Source organism: Labrys sp. F242 (genome assembly GCF_057813875.1).
This window is the reverse complement of record NZ_JBVASG010000005.1, coordinates 287793-309228: the sequence shown is the minus strand read 5'-3', so window position 1 is coordinate 309228 and position 21436 is coordinate 287793. Positions and strand designations below refer to the sequence as shown.

The 21436-nt window shown below is 64.2% G+C and carries 18 protein-coding genes; 10 read left to right on the top strand and 8 right to left on the bottom strand.

All coding sequences use genetic code 11. The features are described from left to right. The first annotated feature begins 73 nt into the window (after positions 1–73). From ACZYTC_RS27825 to ACZYTC_RS27800, 6 genes are all read left to right on the top strand, one after another. Positions 74–1669 (top strand): OpgD/OpgG family glucan biosynthesis protein, encoded by a 1596-nt coding sequence (locus tag ACZYTC_RS27825; RefSeq protein ID WP_434955111.1) that lies wholly within the window; start codon positions 74–76, stop codon positions 1667–1669. A gap of 287 nt (positions 1670–1956) precedes the next feature. Next, positions 1957–2610 carry an alpha/beta fold hydrolase gene (locus ACZYTC_RS27820; protein ID WP_488991057.1) on the top strand — a complete coding sequence of 218 codons (654 nt, stop codon included), beginning with the start codon at positions 1957–1959 and terminating at the stop codon, positions 2608–2610. Between the two features lie 187 nt (positions 2611–2797). Then, a complete protein-coding gene (gene purE, locus ACZYTC_RS27815) occupies positions 2798–3322 on the top strand; it encodes a 5-(carboxyamino)imidazole ribonucleotide mutase (protein WP_434955109.1) in 525 nt (174 codons plus the stop codon). Continuing rightward, positions 3319–4413, top strand: a complete 1095-nt coding sequence (locus ACZYTC_RS27810; protein WP_434955108.1) for a 5-(carboxyamino)imidazole ribonucleotide synthase — start codon at positions 3319–3321, stop codon at positions 4411–4413. Before purE ends, ACZYTC_RS27810 begins: the two co-directional genes overlap by 4 nt. Before the next feature lie 125 nt (positions 4414–4538). Further along, on the top strand, positions 4539–4772 hold the full coding sequence (rpsU, locus tag ACZYTC_RS27805) for a 30S ribosomal protein S21 (RefSeq protein ID WP_068285423.1): 234 nt from the start codon (positions 4539–4541) through the stop codon (positions 4770–4772). 219 nt (positions 4773–4991) lie between these two features. Then, entirely contained in the window at positions 4992–5861 is an 870-nt protein-coding gene (locus ACZYTC_RS27800) for a tetratricopeptide repeat protein (RefSeq protein ID WP_434955107.1), read from the top strand. A 114-nt stretch (positions 5862–5975) separates the two neighbouring features. Here ACZYTC_RS27800 and ACZYTC_RS27795 read toward each other — a convergent pair whose 3' ends face one another. Both ACZYTC_RS27795 and ACZYTC_RS27790 read right to left on the bottom strand, forming a co-directional pair. Next, on the bottom strand, positions 5976–6650 hold the full coding sequence (locus tag ACZYTC_RS27795) for a redoxin domain-containing protein (protein ID WP_488991056.1): 675 nt from the start codon (positions 6648–6650) through the stop codon (positions 5976–5978). A gap of 101 nt (positions 6651–6751) precedes the next feature. Beyond that, a complete protein-coding gene (locus tag ACZYTC_RS27790; protein WP_488991055.1) occupies positions 6752–9787 on the bottom strand; it encodes an ATP-binding protein in 3036 nt (1011 codons plus the stop codon). Between the two features lie 610 nt (positions 9788–10397). Between ACZYTC_RS27790 and ACZYTC_RS27785 the strand changes: the two genes are divergently transcribed. The 4 genes from ACZYTC_RS27785 to ACZYTC_RS27770 all read left to right on the top strand — a co-directional run bounded on the left by ACZYTC_RS27785 (position 10398) and on the right by ACZYTC_RS27770 (position 16207). After that, entirely contained in the window at positions 10398–13547 is a 3150-nt protein-coding gene (locus ACZYTC_RS27785; protein WP_488991054.1) for a cyclic nucleotide-binding domain-containing protein, read from the top strand. Positions 13548–13725: 178 nt separating this feature from the next. Further along, on the top strand, positions 13726–14790 hold the full coding sequence (locus ACZYTC_RS27780) for a CobW family GTP-binding protein (protein ID WP_488991053.1): 1065 nt from the start codon (positions 13726–13728) through the stop codon (positions 14788–14790). A 141-nt stretch (positions 14791–14931) separates the two neighbouring features. Beyond that, positions 14932–15942 carry a WD40 repeat domain-containing protein gene (locus ACZYTC_RS27775; RefSeq protein WP_434955101.1) on the top strand — a complete coding sequence of 337 codons (1011 nt, stop codon included), beginning with the start codon at positions 14932–14934 and terminating at the stop codon, positions 15940–15942. A gap of 4 nt (positions 15943–15946) precedes the next feature. Then, complete coding sequence (locus ACZYTC_RS27770; protein ID WP_434955100.1) at positions 15947–16207, top strand: hypothetical protein; 261 nt, start codon at positions 15947–15949, stop codon at positions 16205–16207. 33 nt (positions 16208–16240) lie between these two features. Here the strand turns inward: ACZYTC_RS27770 and ACZYTC_RS27765 are convergent, their stop codons facing one another. From ACZYTC_RS27765 to ACZYTC_RS27740, 6 genes are all read right to left on the bottom strand, one after another. Then, positions 16241–16882, bottom strand: coding sequence for an amino acid ABC transporter permease (locus tag ACZYTC_RS27765; protein WP_434955099.1), 642 nt, complete (start codon positions 16880–16882; stop codon positions 16241–16243). Continuing rightward, positions 16879–17547 carry an amino acid ABC transporter permease gene (locus tag ACZYTC_RS27760; RefSeq protein ID WP_434955098.1) on the bottom strand — a complete coding sequence of 223 codons (669 nt, stop codon included), beginning with the start codon at positions 17545–17547 and terminating at the stop codon, positions 16879–16881. Before ACZYTC_RS27760 ends, ACZYTC_RS27765 begins: the two co-directional genes overlap by 4 nt. 157 nt (positions 17548–17704) lie before the next feature. After that, positions 17705–18496, bottom strand: a complete 792-nt coding sequence (locus tag ACZYTC_RS27755; protein ID WP_434955097.1) for a transporter substrate-binding domain-containing protein — start codon at positions 18494–18496, stop codon at positions 17705–17707. 48 nt (positions 18497–18544) lie between these two features. Then, entirely contained in the window at positions 18545–19636 is a 1092-nt protein-coding gene (locus ACZYTC_RS27750; RefSeq protein WP_434955096.1) for an ABC transporter ATP-binding protein, read from the bottom strand. 31 nt (positions 19637–19667) lie between these two features. Further along, complete coding sequence (locus ACZYTC_RS27745) at positions 19668–20504, bottom strand: ABC transporter permease (protein WP_434955095.1); 837 nt, start codon at positions 20502–20504, stop codon at positions 19668–19670. After that, positions 20501–21391, bottom strand: a complete 891-nt coding sequence (locus tag ACZYTC_RS27740) for an ABC transporter permease (RefSeq protein ID WP_488991052.1) — start codon at positions 21389–21391, stop codon at positions 20501–20503. Before ACZYTC_RS27740 ends, ACZYTC_RS27745 begins: the two co-directional genes overlap by 4 nt. Positions 21392–21436 lie beyond the last annotated feature (45 nt).

The window sequence follows — 21436 nt, the reverse complement described above, 5'->3', positions numbered from 1 at the left end:
TGAAGCGCCACGGCATTGACAGGCGATAATCCCTGTTTAGCTTGCGGGCGCAATAGAAGTTAGGAACTTGTTGATGAACGACGCTTTCGACCGACGGCTTTTCCTCCAGGGAGCCGTAAGTCTCTCGACTCTGATGGCACTGGGCCTTCCGACCGCAGCATTCGCCGACGAGGGCGCGCTGACTTTCGGTCCGCCTGCGCCTTTTTCCTTCGAGGGTCTGGTCGAGCGTGCCAAGAAGCTGGCGACGGAGGCCTATGTTCCGACCGAGAAACCAGCGCCCGACATCACCTCCAAGCTGACTTATGAGGAACTCGGCAAGATCAAGTTCAAGACCGAGGACGCTCTGTGGGCCGATGGCCCAGCGCCCTTCCCGGTCACCTTCTTCCATCTCGGCACCTTCTTCCAGAAGAAGGTCACCATCAACGTGGTCGAAGGCAAGAACGCCAGCGAGATCATCTACCGCAAGGCTTCCTTCGACATGCCGACGGACAGCCCGGCGCAGGCCATGCCCGACGGCGTCGGCTTTGCCGGTTTCCGCTTCCAGGAGCCCCGCAACGGGCCGGTCGACTGGAAGAAGAACGACTGGGTCGCCTTCCTCGGCGCCTCCTATTTCCGCGCCATCGGTGAGCTCTATCAATATGGCCTGTCGGCCCGCGGCCTTGCCGTCAACGCAGCCGATCCTAACCCGCCCCATCAGGAAGAATTCCCCGATTTCAAGGAGTTCTGGCTGGAAGCCGTTCCCGGCTCAGCCGACCAGATCAAGGTCTATGCCCTCTTGGACGGTCCGTCCGTCGCCGGCGCCTTCTCCTTCCTGATGACGCGCGCCAAGGCCGTGCTGATGGATATCGAGGCGCAGGTCTTCACGCGCAACGATATCAGCCGTTTCGGCCTGACCCCGCTGACCTCGATGTATTGGTTCTCCGAGACAGCCAAGCAGACCGCAGTCGACTGGCGCCCGGAAGTGCATGATTCCGACGGCCTGGCCATGTGGACGGGCGGCGGCGAGCATATCTGGCGCCCGCTCAACAATGTGCCGGCCACCACCACCTCGGCCTTCACCGATACCAACCCGCGCGGCTTCGGCCTGCTGCAGCGCGACCGCCTGTTCGATCACTATCTCGACGGCGTCAAATATGATCTGCGTCCCTCGCTGTGGGTAGAGCCCCTGGCGCCGTTCGGCGAAGGCACCGTCCAGCTCATCGAAATCCCCACCAATGACGAGATCCACGACAATGTCGTGGCGATGTGGGTGCCGAAGGATCCGGTCAAGGCCGGCCAGCAATTCACGCTGAAATACCGTCTGCACTGGTCGGCGGACGAGCCCTTCCCCACCAATCTCGCCCGCGTGGTGGCGACGCGGCTGGGCAATGGCGGCCATCCCGGCACGCAGCGCCCGGTCGGCTTGCGCAAATTCGTGATCGAGTTCCTCGGCGACCCGCTCAAGGACCTGCCCTACGGCGTCAAGCCCGAGCCGATCATCACCGCCTCGCGCGGCGAGCTCTCCTACATCTTCACCGAAGCAGTGCCGGACGGCATCAACGGCCATTGGCGCGCCCAGTTCGACCTGCACGCCACGGGACCGGAGCCGGTGGAACTGCGCTGCTATCTCAAGCTCGGCGACAAGGTGCTGAGCGAGACCTGGCTTTATCAGTACCATCCGTTCGTATAGCGCTGGATATACTGGAACGCCTGCTCTTGCGATCTGGGGGTGTGCACCACGTCCCTCGGAAGCCTCTGCTGGAAAGTACGAGGTCCATGCCAGGCGCTGCAGAAATCGGCGCAAGAGCTTTGCTTTAATCGGCATTGAAGCGACGAAGGGGCGACTATTTTCGCCCCTTCCGGACAGTCAGCATAGGCCCATGGCCTCAATTCGGCCCCGGCTGCCGACACAGCGGTCTTGATTTCGGCCAAAGAGGTGGCGAAGCTCCGCAGGCGTCAAAGTCGGGGGTGCATGAGATGGCCACCTTTATCCTGATACCCGGTGGCTGGCAGGGCGGCTGGGTCTACCAAAAGGTGGCCGATCTACTGACCACGCACGGGCACAAGGCCCTGCCGATCACCCTTTCGGGGCTCGGCAACGCTCCGGCCCCAGCGGCCAATCTCGAAACTCACATAGGTGAGGCCGTTCGTGCCGTGAAATCGCATGGCGACGATGTGGTCCTGGTTGGACAATCCTACGGCGGAATGATCGTAAGCGGCGCCGCCGATGCTGCACCATCACAAATCCGGGCACTGGTCTATGTGGACGCCTATGTGCCTGAATCCGGCGACTCCGTCTGGTCGCTGACGACGCCTCGCTTTCGGGATGTCTTCATCGCAGGCACACAGGCCGACGGACTGACTTGCGCGCCGCCTCCCCATCTGGACCCGCGATGCCGGCCCCATCCAATCGGAACGTTTCTCCAGTCGATCAATCTCGGCGGACGTTGGCGTGACGTGCCGCGCAAGACCTTCATCGGCGCATTTGGATGGGAAGGAAGCCCGTTCCTTGACCTTTACCGGCGCCTGAGCAGCGAGCCGGAGTGGGCGACCCATGCCTTCGATTGCGGGCACAATGTCGCGCGACTGAAGCCCGAGGCCCTGGCCGCGATATTGCTGGCCCAGGTTTGAGCAACCGACGACCGCAGTCTACGCAACGTGCCACAATGCTTCGTTTCATGTGCTCCCTTCCCGCAAGATAGGCCTTGCTTCAAGGCTCGTCCCCATCGCTGACTTCCAAGTCGGGCGGAGAATAACGCGCTACCTTCCCAAAACCGGCATCTTGCTCTAGACACCCCTTTTGCCGAAGGGAGTCCCGATGCCATCCAGCACCGCGGCGGGGCAGGCCGTGCCTGTCGCCATCATCATGGGAAGTCAGTCCGATTGGGCCACGATGCGCCACGCTGCGCAGACCCTGGATACGCTCGGCATCGGTTATGAAGCCCGCATCGTCTCGGCACACCGCACGCCCGACCGCCTCTACGACTTCGCCAAATCGGCAAAGGCGAAGGGCTTCAAGCTGGTGATCGCTGGCGCTGGCGGCGCGGCCCATCTGCCCGGCATGGCTGCGGCCCTCACCCCGCTCCCCGTCTTCGGCGTTCCGGTTGAATCCAAGGCGCTTTCAGGCGTGGACAGCCTGCATTCCATCGTGCAGATGCCGGCCGGCATACCGGTGGGCACCTTGGCGATCGGACGTGCGGGCGCCGTCAACGCCGCTTTGCTCGCCGCCGCCGTGCTCGCCCTCCACGACGAGGCCCTGGCGACGCGGCTCGAGCGCTGGCGCGCCGCCCAGACCGAAGCGGTTGCCCATCATCCCGTTTCCGACGACACGGTGAAGGCATGAGCCAGGGTATCCAAACACCGCGCGTCGGACCGGGAGGAACGCTCGGCATTCTCGGCGGCGGCCAGCTCGGCCGCATGCTGGCCCTGGCGGCCGGACAGCTCGGCATACGCTGTCACATCTATTGCCCCGACGATACCAGCCCGGCCTTCCAGGTCGCCGAGCGCTTCACATGTGCCGCCTATGAGGACGAGGCGGCGCTTGCAGCCTTTGCCGAAAGCGTCGATGCCATCACCTATGAGTTCGAGAACATCCCGGCCGCCACGGCGGCGATCCTTTCCGCGGCGCGCCCCGTCCTGCCGGCCGTGCGCGCCCTGGAAACCACCGCGGACCGCCTGACGGAAAAGAACTTCGTGCGCTCGCTCGGCATCGGCACCGCCGAATTCCGGGCCGTCGACAGCCATGCCGACCTCGCCTCCGCCGTTGCCGCCCTGGGCCGCCCCAGCGTGCTCAAGACCCGGCGCTTCGGCTATGACGGCAAGGGGCAGACCATCATCCGGCCGGGCAACGACCTCTCGGAGGCACTGGCCCGCATGGGTGGCCAGCCCGCGATTCTGGAGGCCTTCGTCCCTTTCGAGACAGAAGTCTCGGTCATCGCAGTCCGGGCCGACGACGGCGCCGTGCGGACCTACGACCTCACCGAGAACCTTCATCACGACCACATTCTCGATCAGTCGATCGTACCTTCCCATTTTTCGGCGCTGGTCGAGGTCGAGGCCCGCGAAATCGCCGCCCGGATCATCGCTGCGCTCGACTATGTCGGCGTGCTCGCCGTCGAAATGTTCGTGACCTCGGACCGTCAGGTCCTGGTCAACGAAATCGCCCCGCGCGTGCACAATTCCGGGCACTGGACGCAGAATGCCTGTCTGGTCAGCCAATTCGAGAATCACGTGCGCGCCGTCTGCGGCTGGCCGCTGGGTTCCACCGAACGCCACTCAGACGCCGTGATGACCAATCTGATCGGCGACAGCGTGCATGCCTGGCGTGCTCTGGCCGCTGAACCGAACGCCTCGGTGCACCTCTATGGCAAGCGCGAGGCACGTGCGGGACGGAAAATGGGCCATGTCACACGGATAACGCCGAGATCGCGCTAATCCGTATGGACAGCGGCGATACCTTCTGATATGACCCCGCTTCCAAATTCGGCGGTGCTTTGGCACCGGGTTTCCTGTTGCCAAGCCGCCGCAGCGATTCACACCAGGATAATAGGACAGCACGCGTGCAGGTTCTCGTTCGCGATAACAATGTTGATCAGGCGCTGAAGGCGCTCAAGAAGAAGATGCAGCGTGAAGGCATCTTCCGTGAAATGAAGCTGCGCGGCCATTACGAGAAGCCGTCCGAGAAGCGCGCCCGCGAGGCTGCCGAGGCCGTTCGCCGCGCCCGCAAGCTGGCTCGCAAGAAGCTGCAGCGCGAAGGCCTGATTCCCGCAACGCCGCGCGTTGTGAAGAAGTAAGTCTGATTTTTGATCGGAAGATAGGTTGAACGAACGCCCGAGCCATTTGGCCCGGGCGTTCACGTTTGTAGCGTATGAGGTCGCCGGGGGTGCGCCGGCCAGGTGAGATGCGTCGAAATGCATGGAAAGGCTTTACTTTCCAGCAAGGTTAATGCGGCAGATTGCCGGTCGAGGACTCGCAGCTCCCGTAACTCGTCTCGATGGATTCGGACCGACAAGATGACATTTTCCACGACAACCACGGCAGAGTCCCCAGCCAGAACCTCCATCTCCCGTATCGCCGCCCTCCTGCTGCTGGGCGTTGCGGGCCTCGGTCTGGTCGGCTGTGCCTCCACCGGCAGCGGTGGCGATGATGGCGATGCCAGCAGCCGCCAGGTCTCGTCGGCCGATATCGGTTCACTTTCCTCGGTGATCGAAAAGAATCCCAACGATCCCGAAGCCTGGAACATGCGCGGCTCGGCCTATGCGCGTTCCAACCAGTACGGACCGGCGATCTCCGACTTCAACCGCGCGCTGCAGATCGATCCGAACTTCGTCCAGTCCCTGGCCAACCGCGCTTTGGTCTACCGCAAGACCGGCCAGACGGCCCAGGCCCTCGCCGACTACAATCAGGTGATCACCCACGATCCCAATTATGCGCCAGCCTATGTCGGCCGCGGCAACATCTATCGCCTGCAGGGCCAGACCCAGCAGGCCATGGCCGACTATGACAAGGCCATCAAGATCAAGCCGGAGACGGCCGAGGCCTATTACAATCGCGGCTTGATCCGCCAGGCCAGCGCCAATCATGAAGTCGCGATCGACGATTTCACCTCGGCGATCTCCAACGATCCGCGCGCCGAGGCCCCCTATTATTCACGCGGCAGCTCCTATCTGCAGTTGCAGAAATACAAGGAAGCACTGTCCGACTTCGATCAGGCCCTGCAGATCAACAACCGCAACGCCGCCTCCTGGGCGGGCCGCGGCTATGCCCAGGCCGGCTTGAACGACACCCAGAAGGCACGCGAGAGCTTCCAGCGCGCGCTGGCGATCGATTCGAGCAACGCAGCGGCTAAGAGCGGCCTCAGCCGGCTCGGCGGCGGCGCCTGAGGGCACGGCTGCAAGGCAACGCGCCTCAAGTCGGTGAGGGCGGCCATCCGCGAGTGGCAGGCCGTCTCACCTCGCGTGATGTCCCCTTGCCCGTTCGGCTGGAAGGCAGGGCCCTCAGTGGGACCCGCCTTTCTCCCGTCCGAGCGCCGTCTCGGCCGCGGCAACGATTTCCTGGGCGGAAGGAAACTTCCCGATTCCCGCCAGGCCCTCGCTGCATTCGATGTGGGTCCAGCGCACCAGCCCCTCGCGATCGATGAGAAATTGCCCCTTGAGCTGAGGCCATTGCCGCTCCAGATCGGCATGATCGGTCTGGTTCTCGATGTAACCGTCGAGCTGGGCCAGCGCCTCTGCGGCTTGCCGAACCGGCAAAGGTTCCGCCAGCTCACCGGTGGGATTGACACGGGTCTCCGCCAGGGCGGCCATCAGCTCCGGTGTCGGCAGCGGCTTGGGGACACCATAGGCCCGGTGCGTCGACAACGTCGGATCGGTTGCGATGCGCAGCCGGCTCGGCCTGAACTTGAAATAGAGCCGGGCATTTTCGAGTTCGGTCGCGACGACGCCGAGCGTCTCGATCCCCAACGCCTGCAATTGGGGAGCCGTTGCGGCCATCTGCGCGATCGCCCTGCGGCAGAACGGGCACCACAATCCGACGAACAGGGCAAGAAACAACGAATTCCTGCCGCGAAAATCGGCGAGCGATACGCTGCCCGACCCGTCGAGAGCGGGCAACGAGAAATCCGGCGCGCGTTCACCCAAGGCAATCGGCACCAGTGTCGGCTGCATGTTCATGCAAAACCCCTTTCATCGTGGCCAAAAACATCGTGTCGAAAATTTAGGGTGTGCCGTCCGTGATGGTTTCGGCGGAAACGATGCGACGACAAGGAATGGAGTTAACAAAGAAACGGCAAGACCATCAGGGCGTCTGGCTCCAGGCCGGCACGCTGACAAACCTCCTGCGACTTGGCCAAGTATAGCGCCGCTTGCTCCTGGTTCCCAGCGTCCAGATGGAGCGTGCCCAAGCCATCATAGCAGGGAAACAGGAATTGCGGCTCGCCCATGCGTTCGGCCAGGCGCAAGGCTTCCTCATAGGAGGCGAAGGCGAGCCGGTGTTCGCCGCGACATTGATAGATCTGGCCAAGGATGATGAGCGGCGCGGCCAGGTGATCGAGCAGGCCGAGCCGCCGATCGAGATCGACCGCCATCTGCGCCGCTTCGACGCCCTCCGCTTCGCAGCGATCGGTCAGCGCACAATAGGCGACCGCGAGATTGGCGTAGATCCGGGACTGGAAACCAAGGTCTCCTACCTTCTTGGCCATCTCCAAGCCACGCAGGCAGGTTGCGATGCTGCGCTGCGGATCGAGGGAGCTGTAGAGCACGCCGAGATTGGTATAGCCACGGCAGGCAGCCTGCAGCAGGCGATGGTCCTCGGCGAGCCGCACGCTCTGCTCGATCTGCTCGATCGCATCCGCCGGCCGGCCGATGCGCGCTAGCGCCACGCCGATGGTGTTGTAGGCCTGAGCCCGTATCGCAGCCAATTCCCGCAGACGTTCCTGCTCCGCATCGGCACCCTCACGATCCGTCTCGGCAAGGGCTCGTTCCGCCCAGGCGATCGCACCGTCATTGTCGCCGGTGCGAAAGGCCAACCGCCCGACCTCCTGGAGCAATTGCGCACGCTCGGGCGAATATCCCTCGCCCCCGATCAAGGCGAGGCCTTGCATGAAGCAGCCCCTGGCTGCCTGGCGATCGCCCGCTTCCCAATGCAGACCACCGATCTTGCGCTGGAGGCGCGCCGCCGCGGCCGAATCCGCCGCGGCCTCGAAGGCCTGACGCACGGCCTCATAGTGAATAGCCGCCTCTGTTCGCCGCTCGGTCAGCGCCAGCAGGTCCGCCAACCTTTCCCGTGTCGCCAAGCTGTCACCTTCGCAGCCGGCGCAGTCGGACAGAATACCAAAGGCCCGCTCATAATGGCGGATGGCATCGTCATTGGCGTAGACGGCGCGGGCCCGGTCGCCAGCCGCCATGAGATAGCGCGCGCCCTTGGCCTTGTCGAAGCTCAGGCTCCAATGATGGCCCAACGCCTCCAGATCGCTCAGCCTCTCGGGACGGCCACCCACGGCCCGTTCGAGTGCGCGGCCGGCCCGGTCGTGCAGTTCGGTCCGGCGGGCAAGCAGCAGGTTCTGGTAGACGGCTTCATGGATGAGAGCATGGGTGAAGCGATAGCTGCCCGCGCCCTCGCTGACCCGGACGATGAAATTTGCCTCGGTCAGGTCGCGGAGAGCGGCTTCCACTCGAGCCGGTTCGGTGGCGATAGCCGCAAGATGGGCATCCTCGAACGCCATGCCGAGTACGGCTACCTCATGCAGCACACGCCGCTGGTCCGCCGGCAGTTCATCGACGCGCGACAGCAGCAAGCCCTGCAGGGTCGGCGGGACATTGTCGGCTTCGAGCGGGGCCGCGCGGATCCAGCGATCTCCCTCGCGCCGGAGCACGCCCCTGGCCACCAGGCTTCGGACGATCTCTTCCACGAAGAGAGGATTGCCACCGGACCGACGGATGACGAAGGCCCGGATTTCATCGAGAGTATCCGCGTCGGCCTCCCCAAAAAGGGCGCCGACGAAGGCCCGCGTCTGATCCGCCGAAAGGGGAGCCAGGGGAAGGCTCGATTGCACGGCGTGGGCAAAGCATAGCGGGGGCCGGCCGGGGCGGTGGGACAGCACGATCATCAGGCGCCGATCCGCTAGGTGGTCGGCGATGTCGCACAACAGCTCCACCGAGGCCATGTCGGCCCAGTGCAGGTCTTCGACGACGACCAGCAAATGTCCCTGGTCCAGGCGGCGCCCGATCAGCATGCGCGCGGCCAGGGCGATCTGGCGTTTCACCTGTTCGGGCGCGAGTTCGTCGGCGCTCGCCCCCTCCATGCCGAGCATGTAGCTCAGGACCGGGATGACGGCCTCGGCCATTTCGAGCTCGGCACCCAGCCCGACAAGTCCAGCCGCAAGCTTTCGGCTCGCCGTTTCGAGCGTATCGTCGCGGTTCACCCGATAGGCCTCGCGGAACAGGGCACCGAAGACGCCATAGACCGGTTCGCCAAGGGAGGAACACGCGGTGCGGCGCACGGCACCGCCGGCCAGCCTGCCCTGCGCTTCGAGCACCGCCAAGAATTCGGCGACCAGCCGCGATTTGCCCGAACCAGCTTCCCCCACGAGGTTGACGATCTGGGCAGATCCCGTCTGCGCTCGATCGAAGGCGGCGATCAGCCCCGCCAATTCGTCGTCACGGCCGATCATCGGGCTTTCCAACCCATGGGCAGCCAGCCCGCGCGCCGAAGCGGGCGTGGTCGACAGGCCGATTAGCCGATAGGCCGCCACCGGCTCCGCCTTACCGCGCAGAGCCAGGACATGCGCCGGCTCGAAACTAAAACGGTGCTGGGCCAGGGCATGTGTGACCGCGGAAACCAGGATAGTGCCTGAGGCCGCCGCCAGCAGGCGTGCCGTCGTGTTGACGGTGTCGCCGGTCACCGCATAGGCGGCGCCGGCGGCCTGGCCAAGGCGACCCGCAACCACAAGGCCGGTATGGACGCCGATATGGAGGCTCACCTGCTGTCCCAGCCGCCCGGCCCAGCGTTCATTGAGCCGGACGCTCTCCTTCGTCATGTCCAGCGCAGCGCAGAGGGCCCGCTCCGGATCGTCTTCATGGGCAATGGGTGCACCGAACACGGCCAGGACAGCATCGCCGACGAATTTTTCCACGAAGCCTTGATAACGCGTCACCACGCCCGCCAGGGTTTCGAACAGGGCGTTCTGGAACGCCCGCACCTCCTCGGGATCGAGCCGCTCGGCGAGCTGGGTGAAGCTCGAGACATCCGCAAAGAGCACTGTCACCTGTCGCCTGTCGACCTCTGGATCGGCGCGCGTCTTGGCCGGCACCAATGGCGCAGGGGCGACGGGTTCGGCGGCCGGGCCAGCTGCGCCGAGCGTCCGCGCCGTGCCGCAACGAGGACAAAAGGCAAATCCGGCTTCACAGAGGAAGCCGCATTTTGCGCAAGGCGCCGGTTGCGCACATCCGCATCGCGGGCAGAACGCGAAGACCGATATCAGCTCAAGACCGCACCCGGCGCACACCATAGGACGATCCGCCAGAGATAATGCGGGCCCACCGCCCCGCCCATGGCCGCGATAGCCGGTCAGCGCCAGACCAGATCCAATTCCATGTCCTGATGGATCGAGCGACGCCAGGTGGAAGGAAATACATCTTCCTGCTCCAAACGCAGGATTTTGCTCACGTTTTTATTCTAGGCGGCGCATAGGGGCACAGCAAGCGTCTTTTGAGCCGGCCACTCGCAACCTCCTTCTTCCTTGGCAAAGAGTAGATATGAATGTTTCGCCGCGCCCCGTCCGTCACACCAACTTCAATCGATAAGTATTTCGATTACAATTATCCGTATTTCCCGGTATTTTGACTTCAGGCACCGACCGAAGACCACCTCACTCAGGTCGTGTGCGCTATTGGTACGAGGGAGCGGTGAAGCAAGAGCCCATGCCGAGCATCCAGGCCGAGGCGCCCGGCCGGGGGTCCATCGAGCCGGCGGCGGATGGCAAGACGCTCCCACCATTGTTTGTCTATATTTGGCGCAACAGCCGGCGGCAGCAGATCATTATCCTGGTCGCGGTCCTGCTCTCCTTGCCGTTCTACTTTCTGTCGCTCGACCTGCCCCGCAGTATCGTCAACGATGCCATCCAGGGTCGCGCTTTCCCGCACGAAGTTACCGAGGCGCCGCTTTTCGCCCTCAGCCTGACCCTGCCGGCCTTTCTGGGCGGCGGCACGCTGAGTTATGCAGGCGTCACCTTCTCCCGCATCGCCTATCTGATGGTGCTCAGCTCCGTCTTCATGCTGCTGGTGCTGGTCAACGGTGCTTTTCGCTATGTCATCAACATGCAGAAGGGCAAGCTCGGCGAGGAATTGTTGCGTCGCCTGCGCCTCGATCTCTTCGACCTGTTGCTGCGCTTCAGGCCCGAAGCCATCCGCACGATTCGCTCGGCAGAGGTCGCTACCATCATCCGTGACGAGGTCGAGCCGATCGGCGGCTTCGTCGGCGACGCCTATATCCAACCCGCTTTTCTTGGCAGCCAGGCTCTCACCGCCCTCGGCTTCATCCTGCTGCAAAGTCCCCTGCTTGGCCTTCTCGCTGCGGCCATGGTGCTGGTCCAGGGCCTGATCATCCCGCGGCTGCGGCGCGAGCAGCTCAGGCTCGGGCGCCAGCGCCAGGCACGCTCACGCTCGCTTGCCGGTCATGTCGGCGAGATCGTCGACGGCATCGGCGAGGTCAGCAACCATGGCACGGCTGCCTACGAAAGGCACAGGATCGTCGGCATTCTCGATGAGCTCTTCTGGATCCGCTATCGCCTTTATGGCCGGAAGTTCATGGTGAAATTCATCAATTCCGTGCTGGCGCAGGTGACGCCCTTCCTGTTCTACGCGCTAGGCGGCTATTTCGCCTTGCGCGGTTCGCTGGACATCGGCCAGTTGGTGGCGGTGATCGCGGCCTATCGCGACCTGCCACCGCCCATCAAGGAGTTGATCGACTGGGACCAGCAGCGCCAGGACGTCGAGGTCAAATATGAGCAGATCCTGGAGCAGTTCTCCCTGGCCGAACTGCCTCGGCCCACCGGAGCAGCCCCCGACCTGACGTCCGGCGGCTCCATCGCCGTCGAAGCCCTGCGGATCCACGCGCCAAGCGGCGACGTCCTCCTCGACAACGCCAATCTCACCCTGCCGCTGGGGTCGCATGTGCTGTTCACCGGCTCCCGCGGCGAGGGCTTCATCGCCCTGGCCCAGGTTCTGGCGCGCCGCCTGACGGAATTCAGCGGCAGGGTACGCTTTGCCGGACAGGACATCGCCGCCTTGCCTGCAGACTGGATCGGGGAAAATCTCGGTTATCTCGGTCCCGATTGCAGCATTTTTGGGCGTTCGCTGCGCGATAACATCGTCTACAGCCTGCTAAACCAACCTGTTGGCGCGAGTGCGAGCGTCCTTGATCTGAGCAGGGCCGGGGCAACCGATTCGCGGGAACTCGACCAGCTTATCGTCAACCTGCTGGCCGAGGTCGGCCTCGCCGAGGCTGTCTATGGCTTCGGCCTTGCCCGCAAATTCGCCGTCGAGCCCGATCCCGAGCTTGCCCAACGCCTCGTTGCCTGCCGCCGGCAGCTCATCCGGGAACTCGAAGCGACGCATCTGGCTGAGCTGATCGAGCCTTTCGATCCGGCCTGCTTCAACCCCTATGCCACCCTGGGCGAGAACCTGTTCTTCGGCGTGCCGACCGCCGAAGGCGCCATCGAGGCCCTGATCGACGACCCGCAGATCGCCGCCTTGCTGGCCGAGCAGGGACTCGATCGCAGCCTCGCCGACCTGGGACTGAAAATCAGCGCGACCATGGTGGAAGTCTTCTCGCAGATCGCCGCAGACCATATCGCATTCGAGCGCTTTTCCTTCATCTCTTCGAGCGATCTGCCGCACTTTGCCGAGATTGTCGCCCGCGCCGGCGCACGAGGCACCGGCCCCCTTGCACCAACCGAACGCAAAAGCCTGTTCATGCTGGCGCTCAATTATGTCGAGACCCGCCACTGGCTTGGGCTGGTGACCGATGCCCTCGCCGAGACGATCGTGCGAACCCGCAGGCAGATCATGGCCCTCGATCCCGCCCGGTTCGTCCGAAAGCTGGAATTCTACGCGCCCGACCGGCTCTGCCCCGCCGCACCGCTGCGCGACAATCTGCTGTTCGGACGCATCGACCATGCGATGGCCGGCGCCGAAGAGCGCGTCATGACCACCCTGCGCAAGGTCGTGCAGGATTGCGGGCTCGAGCCTGTCATCTACCGGCTCGGCCTCGATCAGGAGGCCGGCCCCGGCGGACGCCTGCTGCTGCCGGCCCACAAATGCGCCCTTGCTTTGGCGCGCTGTCTCATCAAACGCCCGAAGATCCTCATCCTCGACCAGCCCGACCTGATGTTTCCGGAAGGCCAGCGCGCCCTCATCCTGGAGACGGCGCGCCGCCGCATGGCCGGGTGTACCCTCATCGTCGCCACGCGGGACGACACGGCGCGGACTTCGTTCGATGTCGTGGTTGCGACCCGTGGCAACCGCATCGAAGCGGTGACCCGGCTATCCGCGCCGACGGCGCCCCAGGAAGCCGTGCCCGAGACGCTGATCGATGACTTGCCCGAGGTCCAGGCCCTGCGCGACGTGCCGATGTTCGCGGCCCTGGACACGCCACGCCTGAAGCTGATCGCCTTCACCTGCGAACACGTGGCATTCGCACAAGGCCAGACCCTGTTTCGCCAGGGCGATGTCGCCGATGCCGCCTATGTCATCCTCTCGGGCACCGCCGACGCCTTCATGGAACATGAGGGCGAGAGCTTTCACCTGTCCACGACCGAGCGGCATTCCATCATCGGCGAGATGGGACTGATAGGCAGCTTGCCTCGTTCGGCCACGGTGGTGGCGGCCACTGACCTCGGCACCCTGAAGATCGCCAAGGACATTTTCGTCAATCTCCTTGCCGAACTGCCCTCCGTCGCGCTCGTGGTGATGCACGACCAGATCAAACGGCTAGGCCTTGCCGAGAGCCGCCTCACCCGCCTGATGCAAGGCCTGCCTCCCTTCGGCGCGGATGACCCCGGTCCGTCCTGAGCGGAAACGGGCCGGCGCACGAGGCCTTTGAACGCAGCATCAAGAATCGCGCGCTTTGGGGCTTACATCTCGGGCCATCAATCCAATATAAGGCTGAGCGAATGCGGCTGGGACGAATGCGCACCCGGCCGTGCGCCTATCCGTTGCTGAAGAGTGCGTCCGCGCTCCGGAGATTGCCATGGCCGACACGATTGCTTCCGAAAGCAAGACGTCCGACAAGATTCCCGTCACCGTTCTCACCGGCTATCTCGGCGCCGGCAAGACCACCCTGCTCAACCGCATCCTGACCGAGCCCCATGGCAAGCGCTATGCCGTCATCGTCAATGAATTCGGCGAGATCGGCATCGACAACGACCTCATCGTCGACGCCGACGAAGAGGTGTTCGAGATGAACAATGGCTGCGTGTGCTGCACGGTGCGGGGCGACCTCATCCGCATCATCGACGGCCTGCTCAAGCGCAAGGGCAAGTTCGACGCCATCCTGGTGGAGACCACGGGCCTCGCCGATCCCGCGCCGGTAGCGCAGACCTTCTTCGTCGACCAGGATGTCGCCGAAAAGACCCGCCTCGACGCTGTGGTCACCGTGGCCGATGCCAAATGGCTCAAGGATCGGCTCAAGGACGCCCCCGAGGCCAAGAACCAGATCGCCTTCGCCGACGTCATCGTGCTGAACAAGACCGACCTCGTCACTGCGCCCGAACTGCATGAGGTCGAGATGCGCATCCGCGCTCTCAACCCTTATGCCAAGCTGCACAAGGCGACCCGTTCCAACGTGGCGATCTCAGATGTGCTCGGCCGCAACGCCTTCGACCTCGACCGCATCCTGGACCTGGAACCCGCTTTCCTAGAGGTCGACGAGCACGACCATGATCACGACCATCACCATGGCCATGGCCATGGCCATGACCATCATCACCATGACCACGGCCTGAAGCACTATCACGACGAGACCATGCAGTCCTTGTCGCTGAAGATCGATGGCGATGTCGATCCGGCCAAGTTCATGCCCTGGATCGACCGCATCGCCCAGAGCGAGGGGCCGAGCCTGCTGCGCTGGAAGGGTATCCTCTCCTTCAAGGACGAGCCGCGCCGTTTCGTGCTGCAGGGCGTGCACATGATCGTGGACGGCGACCTCCAGCGGGAGTGGAAGCCGGACGAAAAGCGAGAATCGCGTCTCGTCTTCATCGGACACAATCTCAACCGCGACGAGCTCGAAAAGGGCTTCCGCGCCTGCGCGGCGTGATCGTATACCCTCCCCTGCAGGGGGAGGGTCGGCCTGAAGGCTGGGGTGGGACGAATTCACCGCCCACCCGGACCCGTCACCTCCCGACGCTACGCGTCGACCCTCCCCCTCCAGGGAGGGTGTAAGTTCCAAGAGTCTCCCTTGAACACCACCACCTTCCCTTCCCTGTCCGAGAGCGTCACCTCGATCGAAGCCGGCAGCCATGTGCTGGCCTGCCATTGGCTTGGCCGCACGCCTGTCTTTGCGTTGGCCGACGGCACCGTGCTCAGGGCGGAGATCGGCGAAGAGAAGCGCGACGCCCTGTTCGGCGATGCCGGCCTGCTGGCCGTCACCGCCAATGCCACCACACTCGTCGCCGGCGGCGATGACGGCCGAATCATGGCCCTCTCCGCCAATGGCGAGATCGGCCAGATCGGGCAGGCCGGCAACAGATGGATCGACGCTGTGGCGGTGTCCGCAGGAGGCGCGACGGCCTGGTCGGCGGGCAAGGCCGTCTATGCCCGCGACGAGAAGGGTACTGTGAAGCAGTGGACGGCGCCGTCCAGCGTGCGGGGCCTTGCCTTCATGCCCAAAGGCTACCGCCTCGCCGTGGCGCACTACAATGGCGTATCCGCCTGGTTTCCCAATTCGAGCGCTGCCCCCGAATTCTACGAATGGAAGGGCAGCCACCTCGACATCACGATTTCGCCCGACAACCGCTTCATCGTCACCTCCATGCAGGAGAACACGCTCCATGGCTGGACTGTGGCCGAGAAGAAGCACATGCGCATGTCGGGCTATCCCTCCAAGACACGCTCCTTCTCCTGGTCGCATGACGGCAACTGGCTGGCAACTTCCGGCGCCGATGCCGGCATCGTCTGGCCGTTCCAGAGCAAGGACGGTCCCATGGGTAAGGCTCCGCGCGAATGCGGTATCCGCCACGCCAAGGTGACGCAGGTGGCCTTCCACCCCAAGGCGCTGGTGCTGGCGCTCGGCTATGAGGACGGCTGCGTGCTGCTTTGCCGCCTGACCGACGCCTCCGAAATCCTGGTGCGCCGTGCCATGCCCGGATCGGGCATCACAGCCCTGGCCTGGGACAAGACAGGAGCCCAGCTCGCCCTCGGCGCCGAGGATGGCGCTGCCGGCATCCTCACTTTGCCCGGAGCTGCCTGAGGCGATGTTCGGCCTGTTCCGCAAATCCAGCCAGGCCGAGCGCGACAGGGCAGCCGCCATCAAGCAGATGGCCCGGGAGATCCTGGGCCTCGGCGAGGAGACCACCATCTCCGTCAGCGAAATCCAATGCGGCGATGCCGCCTGCCCAGGCACGGAAACGGTGATCCTGGTGATGCAGCCGGGCGTCAAGACCAAGGCCTACAAGGTGCTGGCGCCGCTCCTGGAGGTGGAACGGGCTGCAGTAGAGCTGGCCTTGGCTGGATAGGGCCAGCTGGAAACCGGCGTTCCAGGAGTGCCCCTACACCCCGCGCCTTTCCAGTGCATCGACGTAGCGCGTCAAGGGGAAGCAGATCACGAAGAAGATCAACGCCACGCAGCCATAGACGATGAAGGGCTGGAAGGTGGCGTTGTTGATGGCATTGGCCGTGCGCAGCAATTCCTCGAAGCCGATGATCGAGGTCAGCGCCGTGCTCTTCACCAGTTGCACCAGGAAGCCGACGGTCGGGGCGCGCGTCATCGAGAGGACCTGGGGCAGGACGATCAGGCGCAATTGGCGCCAGTAATGCAGGCCAAGGCTGGCGCTCGCCTCCCACTGGCCCCGCGGCAAGGCTTCGACGCCGCCCCGCCAGATCTCTGCGAGAAAGGCGCTGGCGCACAAGGTCAGGCCGAGCACTGCCGTCAGCCAGGGGTCTATGCGCAGGCCGATGCGCGGCAGACCGAAGAACACCAGGAAGAGCTGCAGCAGGAGCGGGGTGCCCTGGAACAGCCCGATATACCATTCGGCCGGCCGGCTCAGCCATTTGCGGCTGTCGATGCGGGCGATCAGGATGGCGAGGCCGACCAGGCCGCCACCGATGAAGGCGACGATCGAGAGAAGCACGGTCCAGCGGGCTGCCAGCAACAGATTGCGCGCGATGTCCCAGAAGGTGAACTCGATCATGCCAGACCTCCGAACAGGAAACGCCGGCCGCCGAACTGCAGGAGACGCCGCAGGACGATGCTCAGCACCAGATAGATCAAAGCGACCACCAGATAGGTCTCGAAGGGCAGGAAGGTGCGCGCCTGGATGAGATCGGCTTCATAAGTGAGTTCCTTCACCGCGATCTGCGAGACGGCCGCCGATTCCAGCATCATGATGACGATCTGGCTGCTGAGGGCCGGAAAGATCACCTTGAGGGCCTGAGGCAGCACGATCTTGACGAAGACCTGCCGTGGTCGCAGGCCTAGAGCCAGCCCCGCCTCCTTCTGCCCCCGCGAGACGGCGTCGAGGCCGGCGCCGACGATCTCGATGCCATAAGCGGTGAGGTTGATGGTAACAGCCACGATGGCGACCATCAGCGGATTGAGCAGGATGCCGAGGCTCGGCAGCCCGAAGAAGATGAAGAACATCTGCACGATGAACGGCGTATTGCGGATCAACTCCACATAGACAGTCACCAGATAGCGGACCGGCGCATGGCGGCTGCGCCGGCCGGCGGCACCCAGAACGCTGAGGAACAGGCCGAACACGGCCGAGACCAGGATCATCAGGATCGTGATCCCGGCGCCTCTTGCGATCGCGGCAAGCGCGGCGCCGAGCCAGCCGAAGTCGAGACTACTGCCCATTTCCGTGCCCTTCCCTTCAAAGCCGGGGCGCACCAACGGCCTTGATGCCTGAACGATGAGGCGTCGTCATTGCGAGAGGAGCGAAGCAATCCAGGTCCCTGGATTGCCGCGTCGCAGTGCTCCTCGCAATGACGTGCGGGTCAATTCTGAGAACCGCTCAGTCCTTGAGATCCTTGGGATCGAGCGGCTTTTGCAACCACTTCACCGAGATCTCGTTGAGCTTGCCATCCGCCAGCAGCTTGGCGACGGCGTCATTGAGAGCCTGCTTGAGGCGGGGCTCGTTCTTGTTGATGGCGATATGATCGGGCGAAGACAGCAGTTGGAACTTCTGCTCGGGCTTGAGATCCACCCGCTTGGCCAGCACCTGCGAGCCGACGTCGTTGCCGACCACCATCACCTGGGCCTGGCCGGAGAGGAAGGCCTGGATCACCGAATTGTAATTGTCGAAGCGGCGAACATCGGCGGAAGCCGGCACCACCGCCGTGAGGGAAGTGTCCTCCAGCGTGCCGCGATTGACGGCAATGGTCTTGTCGCCGAGGTCTTCCTTTCCGGCCACCTTGAGGGCCTGCGGGCCGATCACGGCGATATAATAGGGCGCATAGGCCGATACGTAATCGACCACCTTCTCGCGTTCGGCGCTGTAGCCGACGCTCATCAAGAGGTCGACGCGCTTTTCGGTCAGGAAGGGAATGCGATTCTGGCCGGTCACGCTGACGAGGTTGAGCTTGACCTTCAGGCCGTCGGCGAGGATCTGCGCGACGTCGATGTCATAGCCCTTCAGGCTCATATCCGGGTTGACCGAGGAGAAGGGCGGGAAGTCGCCGAAGACGCCGACATTGATCACGCCGGCCTTGGTGATGTCGTCGAGTGCGTCGGCCTTGGCCGCGACGGTCGCGGCAAACAGGGCGGCCGTCAGGGTGGCGGCCCGCAGGAGACTGCGTAGGATCATGATGTCGGTCCTTTCCTTGGATGGTTTGTTCTGGTTGGAGGAAATGGCTCAGGCTGCAACCGGCACGACCACGCAGCCTTCGGCCGGCAGCCCGACGATGACCGGCTGGCCGAGGCCGTGCACGTCACCGCCGCGGTTGGGCTGGACGGCGAGAACCTGCCCGCCGCCCTGCAATTCGACCAGGATCTGCCGCATGGCACCGAGCGGAGTCACCTCCAGTACCTGGCCCGGGATGCGGTTGCGCTCACTGGAAAGAGCCGCCGCCTGCAGCGGCATCAGGTCGATGCTCTCGGGGCGCACGCACAGATCGACCTCGCTCCGCCCAGCCGTATCGTGCGGGGTCGAGACCACCAGCTTCAGGCCGTTGGCACCGACGAAGGCGGCAAGGCCGTTGCCCTGGGCTTCCAGGCGGCCACGGAACCAGTTGGCCCTGCCCATGAACTCGGCCACGAAGCGCGAGCGGGGCTTGCCATAGACCTCGTTCGGCGGTCCTTCCTGCACGATGCTGCCACTCTTCATCACGAAGACACGCTCGCCCAGGCTCATCGCCTCCTCCTGATCGTGGGTGACCACGATGGTGGTGGCGTCGACTGCGGCGAGCACCTGCTTGAGTTCGGCCCGCAATTCCTGGCGCAGCTTGGCATCGAGGGCGGACAGCGGTTCGTCGAGCAGGACCAGGCCGGGCCGCGTCGCCAGGGCGCGCGCCAGGGCGACACGCTGCTGCTGGCCGCCACTGAGTTGATGGGGCTTGCGATGGCCGAAATCCGGCAGGCGCACCAGTTCCAGCATCTGCGCGACGCGGTCGTCGATCTCGTTTCGCGGGCAGCCGCGATAGCGCAGCCCGTAGGCAATGTTCTCGGCGATAGTCATATGCGGAAACAGCGCATAATGCTGGAACAGCAGGCCGACATTGCGCTGATAGGGCTTGAGCCGCGTGACATCCTCGCCGGCGATGCGCACCGTGCCGGCATCCGGCCTTTCGAAGCCGGCGATGATGCGCAGAATGGTGGTCTTGCCGCAGCCGCTCGGTCCCAGAAGGGCAACGGTCTCGCCGCCGGCGATCGAGAACGAGACGCCGTCGACCGCCGTCACATCGCCGAAATGCTTGACGGCATCGATGAATTCCACGGAGTTCGCCATGTCTCGCTCCCGTTATTTGAAGAGTAGGTCGTTACCTGAACATTCCTTGGCCGATCAGGCGATCGAAGCCGACGAGCCGTTCCAGGATGATGATGAGGATGGCCGTGATGCCGACGAGCAGGACGGCCGCGGCCGCGATGGTGAGATCGAAGGAGGCCCGCATATTGCTCACCAGCGCCACCGGTAGCGTGTAGGTGGTGGGATCGGTGAGGAAGAGGCTGACGGCGACATCGTCCATCGAGATGGCGAAGGTGAAGACGGCGCCGGTGACGATGCCGGTGCGGATCAGCGGCAGTGTGACGCTCCAGAAGGCCTGCCGCTCCGTGGCGCCCAGGATCAGGGCCGCTTCGGTCAAGCGCTTGTCGCGGCCGACCAGGCTGGCCAGCGTGGCGCGCAGCGCATAGGGCAATGTGATGATGATGTGCCCGGCCAGCAAGCGCGGAAAACCGCTGATCACGCCAATCTTGGAGAGGAAGAGCAGGAGGGCGAAACCCGTCACCACCGCCGGCACGATCAGCGGCGACAGGAAGGCCCCCATGATGACGCCCTTGCCGCGGAAGTCGCCGCGGTCGAGCCCCACCGCCGCTGCGGTCCCGATGACCACATTGACGAGGGTCGCCAGCACCGCGATCTCCAGGCTGGTGCTCAGGCCCGCCACGACATAATCCTGCGAGAACAGTTTTTCGAACCAGTGCAGCGACAGGCCGGGCGGCGGCAGCGGCCCGAGATAGTCGCGGGCGTCGAAGGCGAGCAGCCCCGCCACCAGCAACGGCACGATCAGGAAAGCCAGGCCTAGCCCGATCACGATGTTCGTGGTGGAGATGGCGACACGGTCGCCCCACAGCTTGGTCTTGCCCTCGGCGGTCATGCGCGTTGCCTCCGGCCATGCTGCACCAGCGAGACCAGATAGACGACGATGAGGGTCAGGATCAGCATGGTGATCGAGACGGCGGCGCCGCTGGGATAATTGGAGACGTCGCTGAAGCGGTTGTAGATCACGTTGGAGATGAACAGCACCCGCCCCTTGCCGAGCACCATCGGAATGACGAAGGCGCTGATCGAGAAGGTCAGCGAGACCAGGAAGGCCGAGACCAGCGACGGCAGGCTGCGCGGCAGGGTGATGTCGAGATGGGCCCGCCATGCGGGCGCACCCAGCGACTGTGCGGCATCGATCAGGCGAGGATCGAGATTCTGCACCGTGCCGATCAAAGTCAGCACGCTGATCGGGATCACCGCATGCAAGAGCCCGGCCCCGACCAGCGTCTCGATATACCAGCGGCTGGTCGGCGCTATGCCGAGCAGGGTCAAGAGGGGGCGGGCGATGCCGACCGAGCCGAAGGTGAGCTCCAGCGCATAGGTTCGCACCAGCATGGACAGCAGCACCAGCGTGATCATCAGACCGATGCAGGCGACCCGCCAGCGCTTGGAAAAGCGCCGCACGACGCCATAGGCAATCGGGAAGGCGATGATCATGCCGACCAGCGAGGCGGCGACGCTGATGCGGAACGTCTCCATCAGCACGCCTGCGAAGGACGGGCTGACCAGTTCACGGTAATTGTCGAGGACGAAGGGCGAATCCGCTGCCGAGCCGATGCGGCCCGGCACGAATTGACGGAAGCTCTCCAACGCCAAGTCGATTAGCGGCGCGGCGAAGATCAGGGCGAAGACGGCGAGCGCCGGCACGAGCAGCAGCATCGCGCCGCGATTGGGGGATGGCGTCGCCGCGCTGGCGATCGGGACGGCTTGGGACGACAAGGCGATAACCTCCTGCAACCTACCCCGGCTGAGCACAGGGGCGGA